We start from the raw sequence: 12,989 nt of genomic DNA, 5'->3' as shown, positions 1-12,989 counted from the left end.
CGGTCAGCCCTCCTGGATGGTGATCTGGCCGAAGCGCATGTCGGCGCGGACGATGATGGTGGGTGCGGCCCCGCCGACGTTGACGGTCACGGTCTCGCTCGGGCCGTTGTTGTTGCCGTTGTCGCGGTCGGAGAAGGCGCCGGGCAGGTCACCACGCACGACGACCTCGCCGAAGTCGGACCGCGCGACGATCCGGACGTTGGCACCTCGCGGCACGATGATGCGCATCTCGCCAGCACCCTGGCGTGCCTCGATCCGCTGGGGCACCAGTGGCTGGGCCGCGCTCGGAGCGGGGACAGCGCTTGCGGACGGCGCCACGGTGGGCGCCGGTGTCGCACCGGCCGAGGGGGAGTCCGTCGGTGCCGGTGCCGGTGCCAGGCTCGGCGTCGGCACCGTGCTCGGGGTGGGCGCGACCGAGGGGGCAGGCTGCGGTGCGGCCAGCTGGTCCACGAGGGGACGGAGGTCGAGGGTGGATTCTCCGGCGCCGAGCTCGTAGACGGAGTTGGTCGTCGAGAGAGACGGCACCCAGGTGCGACTGCCCTGACCGTTGCTCAGCGTCTCCTCGCCGATCGCGGCGCCGGCAGTGCCGAGACCGAGGATGAGGACGAGCGCCGAAGCCATGAAGCTGCGACGGCCCATGAGGCCGATGATCAACGTGGCAAGGGATGCGGCGGCGAGGCCGATGATGCCGCCGAGCAGCTCGGAGGAGCCCGGGAAGTTCAGCGGGTCGTCGAGCATCAGGCCCGCGCCGTAGCCGACGATCGCGGCACCCAGGACGAGGGCGAATCCGGCGAACCCGGCCCCACGACGGCGCGGACGCGGCGGCGGGGGCGGAGCCAGCGGGACGTGGGCGCGCGGGGGGATGGGGGGAGCGGGCGGCGGGTACCAGGCGGTCTGGGTCTCGGCTGTGCTGCCGGACTGTGCCGACGCCTCGTCGTGCGCCGGTGCGGACGTCGCCGGGAACTCGGGGGCCGACGCGGAGGGTGACGCGGGGGGTGACACGGGGGCCGACGCGGAGGTGGCCGGGAACGCGGGAGCCGAGCTCGCGGCATACATGGTCGTGTCGGGGGAACCGGGCTGGGAGGCGGGCATGGCCCCGGACCGGCTCATGGACGTACCCGAGAACTGCGGTTCGGCCCCGGAGACGGGCGCTCCGACCCACGGAGACGTTGCTGCAGCCTGCTTGCCCTGCTGGTGACGCCAGACGAGCCAGCCGATCACGGCGAGCGGGATGACGCCCCAGCCGATGAGGAAGCCGTCGTCCCCGAAGATGATCGCGGCGATGACGATGAGCGCGATGACCGACAGGGCGATGGCGCCACCGGCATCGGCGGACCCGTCGCGGCCGATGGCGTCGCGGGCCATGATGCGCCCCGTCTCGTCGGGGAGCAGGAGCCAGGCGATCAGATAGACGACGACACCGAACCCGCCGAAGAGGGTCAGCGCAATGACGGCGGCCCGGATGAGCACGGGGTCGACGTCGACCTTGCGCGCGATTCCGGCACACACTCCGCCGAACCACTGGCGGGAGCGGTCCCGGCGGATTCCGGTGGAGAGGATGTCATCCCAGAACTTGCTGCCCTGGGTCTGGCCCGGGCCCTGGGTGGGGGTGGCCGGATTCGGCCCTGATGTCTGCGTCATGTCATCAACAGTGGCCGACGCGGAGCCTCGCTGCCATGAGGGTCGACCCTGACGACTCCCTGAGGGGACCCCCGAGCGACCCCGGCGACGGCCTCCTTCGGCTCGATCGTGCGTCAGGATGGGGGAGTGGCCACACCGTACGAACGCCTGAGGGACCAGGCAGCCGACGCCCCACCGGGACGTCCGGCCCTCACCCGACCCCTCGACGGCCGCTGGCTCGGGGGAGTGTGCGCCGGCATCGCCGAGCACCTCGGCGTGAGTCGGCGGTGGGTCCACGTCGCGATGATCGTGCTGGCCCTCACCGGCCCCGGACTGCCGGTCTACCTCTTCCTGTGGGTCGTCACCCCGTCGAGCGACACCGGGGGCGTCCAGCGCGAGCCGGGTGCCCTGCGCGCGGTCTCCGGCCTCGGCGAGTCCCGGTGGGGCATGTTTGTCGCGGCCGGTGGGCTGCTCGTGCTCATCGGGACGGTCGTCGGACTCCAGTGGGCCGGCGTCGATGTGCGGGCCGGCATCCTCCTCCCCTTGCTCCTCATCGCCGGAGGCGTCGCCGTCGCGTGGTCCCACCTCGACGACGCAGAGCGGACCAAGTGGCTCGGCACGTCGCCCCAGGACCGCGGACTCCTCGTCCTGCGCCTTGGACTCGGTATCGCCGTCGCCGTCATCGGCATCCTCGTGCTCACCGTCCGGGGCAATTCGTTCGCGGCCATCGGCGATGCCCTTCTCGCGACCCTCGCGGTCCTCGTCGGCACCACCCTCATCGCCGCGCCATGGGTGGTGCGGCTGTGGCGCGACTACCGCGAGGAGCAGGAGGTGGCGGCCCGCGCCAACGAGCGCGCCGACATCGCGGCCCACCTCCACGACTCGGTCCTGCAGACCCTCGCCCTCATCCAGCGCCGCTCCCACGACCCCGCGTCCGTCACCCAGCTCGCGCGTGCCCAGGAGCGCGAGCTTCGCTCGTGGCTGTATGCCGGTCCGGCCGGTTCCGACGAGACCCTCGCCTCCGCGGTGACGGCCGCTGCACACGATGTCGAGGACCACAGCGGTGTGGTCATCGATCTCGTCGTCACGGGCGACCGGCCCCTCGAGGAGCACGGCACGGCCTTGGTTCGCGCGATGCGCGAGGCCATGCTCAACGCGACGCGACACGGGAAGCCGCCCGTGACGGCATACGCAGAGATCGGGCCCACGGGAGTGGAGGCGTTCGTGCGCGACCGCGGCGAGGGCTTCGACCTCGACGACATCCCCGAGGACCGGTTGGGTGTGCGGGCGTCGATCCTCGGCAGGATGGAACGACACGGGGGCACCGCCAGGGTGCGCCGCCGTGAGGACGGAACCGAGGTGGAGCTGACGCTGCCGCCTCTCGAAGGAGACGAGTCATGACCCAGCCCACGCAACCCGGTCCGTCCGGCCTGCCGCCGGGCGGCTCCGGCCAGCCCGGCCAGTCGAATCAGCCCAGCGCGCCGCGCACCGGACCCGTCCGGATCGTCCTCGTCGACGACCACCGGATGTTCCGCACGGGTGTCCGCAGCGAGCTCGCAGAAGAAGCCGGCGCGGCCATCGAGATCGTCGGTGAGGCACCTGACGTCGAAGCCGCCGTCAAGGTCATCCGCGACACCAGGCCCGATGTCGTCCTCCTCGACGTGCACCTGCCCGGCGGCACGGGCAAGGGCGGCGCCGACGTCATCCACGGGTGCGTGGGCGTCGAGACGGAGGCCGGAGCCCCCGTGCGCTTCCTCGCACTGTCGGTGTCCGATGCGGCCGAGGACGTCATCGCCGTCATCCGGGCCGGCGCTCGCGGCTACGTCACGAAGACGATCACGGCCCGCGACCTCGCGACCGCCGTGCGACGGGTCGCCGACGGGGACGCCGTGTTCTCGCCGCGGCTGGCGGGGTTCGTCCTCGATGCGTTCGGGGCCGCCGCGGGTGAGATCGCCGAGGTCGACGAGGAGCTCGACCGACTGTCCGCCCGAGAGCGTGAGGTGATGCGACTCATTGCGCGCGGCTATCAGTACAAGGAGGTCGCCAAGGAGCTCTTCATCTCGGTGAAGACGGTCGAGACGCACGTCTCCTCGGTGCTCCGGAAGCTGCAACTGTCGTCGCGGCACGAACTGACCGCCTGGGCGATGGGCCGCCGCCTCGTCTGACGCGCCGCGGCCGTCGCGTTCACGACATCTGCGCCGATCGCGCGACCGGCGCTCACCGTGATGAGCGGCGCTTGCATTCCTGCACCGGTCACCAACATCTGCGCCGATCGCGCGACCGGCGCACAACGTGAAGTGTGGGTCGCGTGACCGGCGCAGAGGTCGCTCGTTGCGGTGCTCGGTGCGGTGGCTAATCTCAGTGCCATGGATGCACTCAAGGTCGTCTTCGTCGTTCTGCACCTCCTCGGCCTTCTGGCGATCGTCGGAAGTGTCGTCGTGCGCCGCGGTGTGCCCACCCCGTGGCTCGTGTGGGGCGCACGGGCCCAGATCATCACGGGACTCGTGCTCGTCGGGATCAACGAAGCCGGTGACGGCGACGTCAACCACACCAAGATCGGCGTCAAGCTGCTCGTCGCGCTCGCCGTGGCCGCTTGCGCCGAGATCGCGGCCGGGCGTGAGCGCCGCGGGCAGGGCGAACCGCGACTCGTGCACGCCGCCGGGGCGCTCGCGATCATCAACGCACTCATCGCCACGCTCTGGACCTGAGGCACCACCGCGCCTGAGCACCAACGCGCCCGGAGTCCAACCAGCAACCCGGGCGCCTCACCCAACCAGAGCAGCCTGAGCACCACCAACACGCATGCAGGGCCCGCCCCGAATGATCGGGGCGGACCCTGCATGTGCCTCTTGTGGTCAGCGCACGTTGAGGCGCGCGTCGAGCGTCCGCGCCGGAGCGATGCGAGCTGCGCCGGCTTCGCTGTCGGTGCTGTCGGCGCTGTCGGTGCCCTTGGCGGCACCGGCACGAGGCGTTGCGGCGCTCGGGCCATCGTCCGCGGTGCTGCTCCAGGCCGGGCCGTTGCCCGTGAGGACACCGGACGTCGGGGCGTAGTCTGCGGTGCGGTAGTACTCGAACGTCCCGACGACGTCGAGCAGGACGTGCGTGGTGCCGTCGGCGTTGTTGATGGAGTACTGGTTGCTCTCCGACAGCCCCGGCATGACCATGCTGGCGACGTTCTTGCCGGCATAGGGGTTCATCGCGCTCACGCCCGGCTTCGGATCGCCGGCAGCCCAGATCGTGAGCCAGGTCGGCTTGGACGGCGCCACCGCGGTCAGGTTGGCCGAGAGCGAGGTCGTCCACGCGCCGGCGACGGAGCCGGCGCTGCCGGTGCCCGTCGCGCCCGGGCCGAGCCGGCCGAAGCCGATGCCGTAGCGCGAGTCGAGGATGCGCTTCGGGGTCGCCTGAGCCTTGAGGCGTGATCCGTCCGTGAGGGTGTCGTCGTCGAAGACGCCGATGATGTCGACGATGACGTGCACCTTCTTGGAGGAGCCGTTGGCCACGGTGAAGGCCGGCACCGTGCCCTGGCGCCCCACGGGGACGACGGTCATGTTCGGGACGGTGCGTCCCGTCGTGAAGTTGAGCGTCGAGACCACGGGCACGTCGATGCTGCCGATGCCGTTCCACAGGGTGAGGTAGCCCGAACCCTCCGGCGCGACGGCGGTGACGTTCATGGCGAGCGCCTTGATCTTGGGGTTGACCGACCCGAAGTCGGCGCTGAGGTCGAAGATCTCGTAGCCGTTGACCTTGACGTCCTTGCGGCTGTCGTAGAGACGGAACGGCTCGAACGCGTGGTAGGAGCCGTAGGCCCCTGCGGCGGACGACGTGCCTGCCGGGTTGCGGTAGTAGCCGACGACGTCGACGAGGACATGCGTGGAGCCGCTGCCGGCGAGCAGGCGGATCTTGCCGTAGAGGCTTCCGGTGCCGACCTTGACCGTGACGGCGTTCGCGCCCGTCCAGCCCTTGGTGTAGTTGATCGACGATGCCGTCGGCACGGCCTGACCCGCCGGGTATGCCGTGACGTAGCTGTTGGCGGACGGCGAGACCACCGTGAGGTTGACGACGACCGCAGAGACCCCGGTGGACGGCATGCCGTTGACGCCGGTGATCTGGAAGTCACGCGGCGCGCCGGCGCGCAGGGGCGTGGTCTGGCGGGTGTCGGCGAAGCGGCGCGGTGTGGCCAGCGGGGTGTAGGAGCCGTCCGGCTGCCGCGTGTTCTGCGTGATGATCGAGGTCGTGTCGAGGCGCTTGCCGTCCGCGTCGCGGATGGTCAGGGCGAGGTACTGGGCCCCGTCCTCGATCGGGTGGGCGTAGACGTCGACGGTGCAGGTCCCACCGGCCGGGAGGGCCTCGTTGGCGCACGTGTTGTTCTTGATCTCGGCGGGCAGGTCACCCACCCAGGCGACGTCCTTGACCGTGCTGGCCTCGGGGGACGTGAAGGTGATGCGGCGCACGCCCGCGTCCTTGCCGAGGGGCTGGCTCCAGCCTCGCTCCGCACCGACGGTGCTGTTGAGACGCAGCTCCACTGCGGTCTGACCGGTGCCGCCGCAGGCGACCTGGGCCGTGGCTGCGAGGGAGGTCACGTTGTCGCCGTCATAGGTGACGTCGTGCACGGTCACGCGCGAGGTCCCCGTGGTGGTGCAGGTCTTGCTGTTGCCGGTGACCTGCACGCCGAGCTGGCCGGCCGCCGTGCCGATCGCGAACGTTCCGACCTTGAACGTCTCGCCCGTGGCCGGGCTCAGCTGGACGGAGTTCGTCCCCGCCGCCCACGTCCACGAGGAGCCCGAGCCGGTGACCGTCGGTGTCTGCGTCGTCACTGCAGGCACGAACGCACCCGCAGCCGTGACGATGGACAGTTCGTTGCGGACCGGAACGGACGCCGCCGATGCTGCGGTGGAGGCTGCGACGGGGGTCGCGGTGACGCCCACCCCAGCAGCGAGAAGGAGCGCGCCGACTGACGACGCGCGGAACCAGCGCTTCATGAGATTCCCCTTGGATTCAGACCACCTCGCGCGACCGCGCGTCGGTACTGGGCGGACCTTATCCCGGCCCGGGGCGGCCTGTCACCGCTTAGGGGATCAGGATCAGCTTGCCCTGCGTGCGTCGCCCTTCGAGATCGGCGTATGCCGTCCGCGCGTCCGTGAGGGGGTAGCGCCCACCGATGGTGATCTGCACCTCTCCGGACTCGATCCAGCCGAAGAGTTCGGTCGTGCGGGCGCGCAGTTCCTCGGGGGTCGCGATGTAGGCGCCGAGGCTGGGGCGGGTGACGAAGAGCGAGCCGAGCCTGTTGAGACGCTGCAGGTCGAAGTCAGGCACCTGCCCACTCGCCGCGCCGTAGAGCACCATGAGCCCACGGGGTCGTAGGGAGGCGAGCGAGGCCTCGAACGTGTCCTTGCCGACACCGTCGTAGACGACGTCGACACCCACTCCTTCGGTGAGTTCGCGCACGGCGGCCGCGAGGTCGTCGACCTCGCGGTAGTTGAGCAAGTCGTCGGCGCCCCGCAGGCGTGCCACCTCGAGCTTCTCGGCGGACCCGGCCGTGGCGATGACCCGGCCGCCGCGCTTCGTGATCATCTGGGTGAGGAGCTGCCCCACGCCGCCCGCAGCGGCGTGGACGAGGGCCACGGACCCCGGCCGGACGGCATACGTGCTCGTGGACAGGTAGTGCGCGGTCAGGCCCTGGAGCATTGCGGCCGCCGCGACCTCGAGGTCGACGGCGGGCGGCACCTGCACGAGGTTGGGGGCGTCCACGACCGCGTAGGCGCGCGCGGAGCCGAGACCCTGGGCCCAGGCGACCCGGTCGCCGACGACGAAACTGCTGACGTCCTCGCCGACCGCCACGACCTCACCCGCACCCTCATTGCCGAGAACGAACGGGGTCTCGATGGGATAGACGCCTTCGCGCTGGTAGGTGTCGATGAAGTTCACGCCAGCGGCTGCGACCCGGACGAGGGCCTGCCCCGGACCGGGCTGGGACACGGGCTCGTCGCGGACCTCGAGGACGTCGCCGCCCCCGGGTCGGGGGACGACGAGAGCGGGGGCGGACTCGGGCAGGGAAGAACCGGAAGCCATCACCTCAGGTTAGCGAGGCGACTCAGGCCGGGTGCAGGTGGACCTCGGTGGCCTTGACCGAGAGCACGACGGGGTTGCCGCGGGCCAGGCCGAGTTCGGCGACCGCCGCGGCGGTGATGTCCGCGCTGAGGACGTCGGTGCGGACCCGGACGAGGTGGGCGTGGGGTTCGAGGTCGACGACCGTGGCGGCGAGGCTGTTGCGGGGGCTGCCGTGGGGGTGGTCGAGGTGGACACTCACGGCGGACGGGGCGACAACAGCTGCCGCCGGGGAACCATCGGTCAGGGGCACTTCGGCGAGGCCGTGGAGGAGGCGACCGTCCGGCATACGCAGGGCTTCCCCCACGGCGACGCCCCGCACGAGGTTGAGCCCGGCGAACCGGGCGCCGAAGTCACTGCGTGGCCGGCCGAGCACCCGAGCCGTGTCACCGAGGTCGACGATCCGGCCTGCGTCGATGACGGCGACGCGGTCGGCGAGCAGGGCCGCGTCGAGGACCTCGTGAGTGACGAGAACCGTTGTGCGAGTGGCGAGCACGCGGCGCAGGAGGTCGCGAATTTCCGGGGCGGACTCGACGTCGAGGGCGGACAGGGGTTCGTCGACGAGGAGGACGCGGGGTTCGGTCGCGAGTGCGCGCGCGATGGCCACCCGCTGCTGCTGGCCGCCGGACAGCTCGTGGGGCCGACGATCCGCGTATGCCGTCATGCCCACCTCCTCGAGCCATCTCACCGCCGTGGTGTGCGCGTCGCGACGCGACTGGCCGTGGGCCCTCGGCCCGAACGCGACGTTGTCGCCGGCGGTGAGATGCGGGAAGAGGCGGGCCTCCTGGGCGAGGAGTGCGATGCCGCGCTCGTGTGGGCGGAGGTGCGTGCCCGTGCTCTCGTCCGCGAGGGTCATGTCGTCGAGCCGGACGGTCCCGCTGCGCGCGATCAGGCCCGCGATGGCCGCGAGGACGGTCGACTTGCCGGCGCCGTTGGGCCCGAGCAGGGCAAGGGTCTCGCCGGTCTCGACGGTGAATGCCACCTCGACGTCGCGTTCGGGGACGGCGACGTCGACCTCGAGGCTCATGACGTGCCCGCCGTGCTCATGACGTCCCCGCCGAGAGGGAGCCCGGACGGGCTCGGGTGAAGCCGATGACGAGCACGGCGACGGCGACGAGGACGAGGGAGAGGGCGACGGCAGCGCGGGGGTCGCCTTCGCGCTGGAGATAGATCTCGAGGGGGAGGGTGCGGGTCGTGCCCTGCAGGGATCCGGCAAAGGTGATCGTCGCGCCGAACTCACCGAGGCAGCGAGCGAAGGCGAGGATCGTGCCCGACACGAGGCCCGGCAGCGCGAGGGGGAGGGTGACGCGGGTGAACACCGTCGTGGGCCCTGCCCCGAGAGTGGCGGCGACGTCCTCGTAGCGGGTGCCGGCGGCGCGGAGTGCTCCTTCGAGGCTCAGGACGAGGAACGGCATCGCGACGAACGTCTGGGCGATGACGACGGCCGTCGTCGAGAAGGCGATCTCGAGCCCCAGGACGTCGAGCGTGTGGCCGAGGATGCCGCGACGACCGAAGGCCTGGAGGAGGGCGATGCCTCCCACCACGGGCGGCAGCACCAGCGGGAGCAGCACAAGACTGCGCAACAGGGTCGCCGCGGTGCCGCTCGTGCGCGCCAGCACAAGAGCCAGCGGGATCCCGAGCAGGAGGCAGAACACGGTGCTCGCCGCGGCCGTGCGCAGGCTCAGCCAGAGCGCCGCCCGCGATGCCTCGGACGTGATGAGCGCTCCGAAGTTGGCCCAGTCGACGGTCAGTGCCATGGCGCCGATCGGGACGGCCACGAGGAGTGCACCGAGGACTGCCGGGACGAGCAGCCACCGGGGGAAGTTGGCTCGGGTCACGGAGCCGCGAATCCTGCTTCCCGAAGCACCGCCTGTCCGTCGGCTCCGGTGATGGCGGAGACGAACTCGGTGGCGAGGGCGGCGTCGGTGGCGCTCTTGAGGGCGGCAATCGGATAGATGTTGATGGCCGACTTCGCCTCGGGGAAGTCGATGCCCTTGACCTCGGTGCCCGCTCCGGCCACATCGGTCACGTAGACGAGGCCCGCGTCAGCCTCACCGGAGCGCACCTTGCCCAGGACGTCGGTGACGGACTGCTCCTCGCTGACCGGCTTGATGTCGATCCCCGCCGACTTCTCGACACTCGTGGACGCCGCCCCGCACGGCACCGCGGGGGCGCACAGCACGACCTTGGTGCCGGACTTGGTGAGGTCGGCCAGACCGGTGATGCCAGCCGGATTGTCCTGTGGCACAACGATTTGCAGCGTGTTGGAGACGAACGGCGTCGGTGTCCCGCTGATGAGGGAGTCGGCGACGGCCTTGTCCATCGTCGCTTCGTTGGCGGTGGCGAGGACGTGTGCGGGGGCGCCTTCCTGGAGTTGGGCGACGAGCCCCGACGAGCCGCCGAAGCTGAACTTCACGGTCACTCCGGGGTGGGCCTTCTCGAACGCGTCGCCGATCTCCTCGAACGGCTTCTGGAGGGAGGCGGCGGCAAAGACTGTGAGGGTGCGTGCGGGTGCACTGGACGAGTTTGACTGTGTCGCAGTGGAATTCGCGCCAGAGCCCGTCGCGTCGCCGGAGTCACTACCGCCACAGGCGGCCAATGCGAGAAGGCCGGTGAGAGCGATGGAGGAGCGGACGGCATACCGGATGGTCTGTGTTTTCACGGGGTCTCCACGATGACGGTCGTCGATTTCACGACGGCGACGGCTACGGAACCGAGCTCGAGTTCGAGCTCGCGGACGGCTTCGCTCGACATGAGCGAGACGACACGGAAGGGGCCGCACTGGAGCTCGACCTGGGCCATGACCTTGTCGGTCTGGATGTCGGTGACGAGTCCCACGAAACGGTTGCGGGCGCTGCGGCCAACGCTGGACGGGTCCGTTGCGGCGCGCGACTGCTCGCGGGCGAGGAGGGCGACGGCGTGGCCGTCGACGACCTTGCGACCGGCGTCGTCGGTCTGGGCCTCAAGGGCGCCGCTGTCGACCCAGCGTCGGACAGTGTCGTCGCTGACGCCGAGGAACATCGCGGCTTCGGAGAGGCGCATCTGCGGCATGGAGATCACTCTAGACCCGCAAGTGCGGTGGAAATACTCAGTTTCGCAGGCCGGCCAGGGCGGCGTCGAGCATTTCCGGGGTGAGGCGCCCGGTGTAGGTGTTGTGCGGGCTGACGTGGAAGCAGCCCACGAGCCGCACGGGATGACCGGTCGGGGTGTGAAGTGTCGCCTCGGCGCCGTGCCCGAACTTGGGGCGCGGTTTCGGGACGTCCCAGCCGAGCGTCGACGTCGCGTTGAGGACACCGCTCCAACCGATCGCCCCGAGGGTCAAGATGACGCGCAGTCGGTCTCCGAGGAGGTCGAGGTCGCGGCCGAGCCACGTGGCGCAGGTGGCCTTCTCGGCGGGGGTGGGCGTGTTCTCCGGCGGGGCGCAGCGCACCGACGCGATGATGCGTATGCCGGTGAGTTCCAGGCCGTCTCCGGCGCCGGCAGAGGTCGGCTGGTTGGCGTACCCGGTGCGGTGAAGGGCGGCGAAGAGGAAGTCGCCCGAGGCGTCGCCGGTGAACATTCGGCCGGTGCGGTTCGTGCCGTTGGCGGCCGGGGCGAGGCCGACGATGAGGGCGTCGGCGTCGGGATCTCCGAAGCTCGGTCCGGGGCGCCCCCAGTAGGGCTGGTCGGCGAACGACGCCCGGCGGCCTGCTCTGGCAACCGTTTCGCGCCAGTCGACGAGGCGTGGGCAGGCTCTGCAGACGCTGACCCGGGCATCGAGTTCGGCGAGTTCCGCTGTGCCGGAGGCCAGTTCACGCACCTCGTCAGGGTTGTGCGCCACCGGGGTGTTCTCGTCGGCCGGGTCGCCGGGCCAGCCGGTGCCGGGTGGAACGGGTGACGTGAACGGCTGGCCGGTGATCGGATGTGGATCCGGGCCGACGCGCACGATCTCGTCGCCGAGAGTCATGACTTCCTGGCCGGACCCTTGGACGAGTCATCGGTGTCGGTGTCGCCTTCGGGTTCGGGCGGGGTCTCGGCACCTTCGCGCTCGTCCCGATCGGCCCACTCGAGCAGGGGACTGATGTCGAAGACGTGGTCGTCGATGTCGGCGTGCAGGTCCCCGAGCCTGGCGAACCGTTCGGGCACGGTCGCGATGGTGTTGTCTCGGGGTTCGACGTCGTCGATCTCGTCCCAGTCGATCGGAGTCGAGACCGTTCCGATCGTGTTGCCGCGCACAGAGTAGGCGCTGGCAATCGTGTGGTCCCGCGCATTCTGGTTGTAGTCGACGAAGACCGCCGCTGGGTCGCGATCCTTGCGCCACCACGTCGTGGTGACGTCGTCCGGAGCGCGCCGCTCGACCTCACGGGCGAAGGCCAGGGCGGCGCGGCGCACCTCCTTGTGGCCGTGGTCGGGCTGGATGCGGACATAGACGTGCAGGCCGTGGCCGCCGCTCGTCTTGGGGAAGCCGGTGGCGCCGAGTTCGTCGAGCACCTCGTGGGCGACGTGGGCGACGCGGCGAACCCGGTCGAACGGCGCCTCGGGCATCGGGTCGAGGTCGATGCGCCATTCGTCGGGCTTCTCCGGGTCCGCCCGGCGACTGTTCCAGGGGTGGAATTCGACAGTACTCATCTGCACGGCCCACACGATGTGGGCGAGGTCGGTGGGGCAGAGTTCGTCGGCGTGCAGGCCCCATCGGGGGAAGTGCAGGCGAACTGTCTCGAGCCACGGCGGTGCCCCGCGGGGGACCCGCTTCTGGTGCACCTTGGCGCCGTCGACCCCGTCGGGGAAGCGGTGCAGCATCGTCGGTCGCTCGCGCAGGGCGTTGACGATGCCGTCACCGACGGCGATGTAGTAGGTCGCGAGGTCCAGCTTGGTCTCGCCTCGCGCGGAGAAGTAGACCCGCTCGGGGCTGGACAGCTTCACTTCGTGGCCGGCGACGTCGAGGTACACCGGTTCGCCGAACTCACCCTTGCGAGAGGCCATGCACCCCACCGTATGCCGTTCGCATCCTTCGTCGCCTCGCTCTCGTCCCGTCGGTCTCATCTTCGTCGGACTGGTCTGGTCTGACTCGTCTCGTCGGGCTGGCCCCGTTGTCCTCGACCCGACTGACTTGGTTCAGAAGGGGATGGGGTCGGGTGGTCGTGGGGGTCGTGGTGGGAAAGCGACGACGAGGTCGCGTCCGAGGGTGGTGGTGTCGAGGTCGATGCGTGGTGGTGGTCCGTCGTTGAGGAGGGTGCCGTCGAAGGCGTAGGTCACACGGCGGCTCTGGCCGCGGAGGGCGTTGT

12 protein-coding genes are annotated in these 12,989 nt (G+C 70.5%); 3 read left to right on the top strand and 9 right to left on the bottom strand.

Annotated features, from left to right (window positions below):
- Window positions 1–3 precede the first annotated feature (3 nt).
- A complete protein-coding gene (locus N803_RS09520; RefSeq protein WP_035904614.1) occupies window positions 4–1,641 on the bottom strand; it encodes a PspC domain-containing protein in 1,638 nt (545 codons plus the stop codon).
- Between the two features lie 126 nt (window positions 1,642–1,767).
- Here N803_RS09520 and N803_RS09515 point away from each other — a divergent pair, with 126 nt between their 5' ends.
- The 3 genes from N803_RS09515 (at window position 1,768) to N803_RS09505 (ending at window position 4,328) form a co-directional block, all read left to right on the top strand.
- Entirely contained in the window at window positions 1,768–3,021 is a 1,254-nt protein-coding gene (locus N803_RS09515; RefSeq protein ID WP_245617146.1) for an ATP-binding protein, read from the top strand.
- The gene (locus N803_RS09510) at window positions 3,018–3,785 is read left to right on the top strand and encodes a LuxR C-terminal-related transcriptional regulator (protein WP_035904612.1); all 768 of its coding nucleotides are present in this window, start codon (window positions 3,018–3,020) and stop codon (window positions 3,783–3,785) included. Before N803_RS09515 ends, N803_RS09510 begins: the two co-directional genes overlap by 4 nt.
- Window positions 3,786–3,986: 201 nt before the next feature.
- Window positions 3,987–4,328: a hypothetical protein gene (locus N803_RS09505; protein WP_035904611.1), complete on the top strand. Its 342-nt coding sequence runs from the start codon at window positions 3,987–3,989 to the stop codon at window positions 4,326–4,328.
- Between the two features lie 147 nt (window positions 4,329–4,475).
- Here N803_RS09505 and N803_RS09500 read toward each other — a convergent pair whose 3' ends face one another.
- The 8 genes from N803_RS09500 to ligD form a co-directional block, all read right to left on the bottom strand.
- Entirely contained in the window at window positions 4,476–6,599 is a 2,124-nt protein-coding gene (locus N803_RS09500; protein ID WP_035904609.1) for a hypothetical protein, read from the bottom strand.
- A gap of 88 nt (window positions 6,600–6,687) precedes the next feature.
- Window positions 6,688–7,689, bottom strand: coding sequence for a quinone oxidoreductase family protein (locus N803_RS09495; RefSeq protein ID WP_052112115.1), 1,002 nt, complete (start codon window positions 7,687–7,689; stop codon window positions 6,688–6,690).
- 22 nt (window positions 7,690–7,711) lie between these two features.
- On the bottom strand, window positions 7,712–8,752 hold the full coding sequence (locus N803_RS09490; RefSeq protein ID WP_035904608.1) for a sulfate/molybdate ABC transporter ATP-binding protein: 1,041 nt from the start codon (window positions 8,750–8,752) through the stop codon (window positions 7,712–7,714).
- Window positions 8,753–8,768: 16 nt separating this feature from the next.
- The gene (locus tag N803_RS09485) at window positions 8,769–9,563 is read right to left on the bottom strand and encodes an ABC transporter permease (RefSeq protein ID WP_035904605.1); all 795 of its coding nucleotides are present in this window, start codon (window positions 9,561–9,563) and stop codon (window positions 8,769–8,771) included.
- Window positions 9,560–10,387, bottom strand: coding sequence for a molybdate ABC transporter substrate-binding protein (modA, locus tag N803_RS09480; protein WP_035904603.1), 828 nt, complete (start codon window positions 10,385–10,387; stop codon window positions 9,560–9,562). The genes N803_RS09485 and modA overlap by 4 nt, the downstream gene beginning before the upstream one ends.
- The gene (locus N803_RS09475; protein WP_035904997.1) at window positions 10,384–10,776 is read right to left on the bottom strand and encodes a TOBE domain-containing protein; all 393 of its coding nucleotides are present in this window, start codon (window positions 10,774–10,776) and stop codon (window positions 10,384–10,386) included. Before N803_RS09475 ends, modA begins: the two co-directional genes overlap by 4 nt.
- A 37-nt stretch (window positions 10,777–10,813) precedes the next feature.
- The gene (locus N803_RS09470) at window positions 10,814–11,671 is read right to left on the bottom strand and encodes a uracil-DNA glycosylase (protein WP_052112114.1); all 858 of its coding nucleotides are present in this window, start codon (window positions 11,669–11,671) and stop codon (window positions 10,814–10,816) included.
- Window positions 11,668–12,687, bottom strand: coding sequence for a non-homologous end-joining DNA ligase (gene ligD, locus N803_RS09465; RefSeq protein WP_035904602.1), 1,020 nt, complete (start codon window positions 12,685–12,687; stop codon window positions 11,668–11,670). Before ligD ends, N803_RS09470 begins: the two co-directional genes overlap by 4 nt.
- Window positions 12,688–12,989: the final 302 nt, after the last annotated feature.

Origin of the sequence: Knoellia subterranea KCTC 19937 (assembly GCF_000768685.1) — a bacterium.
Lineage (GTDB): Bacteria > Actinomycetota > Actinomycetes > Actinomycetales > Dermatophilaceae > Knoellia > Knoellia subterranea.
This window is presented reverse-complemented; position numbering and strand designations above follow the sequence as displayed.

What these genes read in the sequence shown, in the direction of transcription:
- N803_RS09520 (WP_035904614.1), bottom strand. Translation starts at nt 1,641, where the DNA reads ATGACGCAGACATCAGGGCCGAATCCGGCCACCCCCACCCAGGGCCCG.
- N803_RS09510 (WP_035904612.1), top strand. Translation starts at nt 3,018, where the DNA reads ATGACCCAGCCCACGCAACCCGGTCCGTCCGGCCTGCCGCCGGGCGGC.
- N803_RS09505 (WP_035904611.1), top strand. Translation starts at nt 3,987, where the DNA reads ATGGATGCACTCAAGGTCGTCTTCGTCGTTCTGCACCTCCTCGGCCTT.
- N803_RS09500 (WP_035904609.1), bottom strand. Translation starts at nt 6,599, where the DNA reads ATGAAGCGCTGGTTCCGCGCGTCGTCAGTCGGCGCGCTCCTTCTCGCT.
- N803_RS09495 (WP_052112115.1), bottom strand. Translation starts at nt 7,689, where the DNA reads ATGGCTTCCGGTTCTTCCCTGCCCGAGTCCGCCCCCGCTCTCGTCGTC.
- N803_RS09490 (WP_035904608.1), bottom strand. Translation starts at nt 8,752, where the DNA reads ATGAGCCTCGAGGTCGACGTCGCCGTCCCCGAACGCGACGTCGAGGTG.
- N803_RS09475 (WP_035904997.1), bottom strand. Translation starts at nt 10,776, where the DNA reads ATGCCGCAGATGCGCCTCTCCGAAGCCGCGATGTTCCTCGGCGTCAGC.
- N803_RS09470 (WP_052112114.1), bottom strand. Translation starts at nt 11,671, where the DNA reads ATGACTCTCGGCGACGAGATCGTGCGCGTCGGCCCGGATCCACATCCG.
- ligD (WP_035904602.1), bottom strand. Translation starts at nt 12,687, where the DNA reads ATGGCCTCTCGCAAGGGTGAGTTCGGCGAACCGGTGTACCTCGACGTC.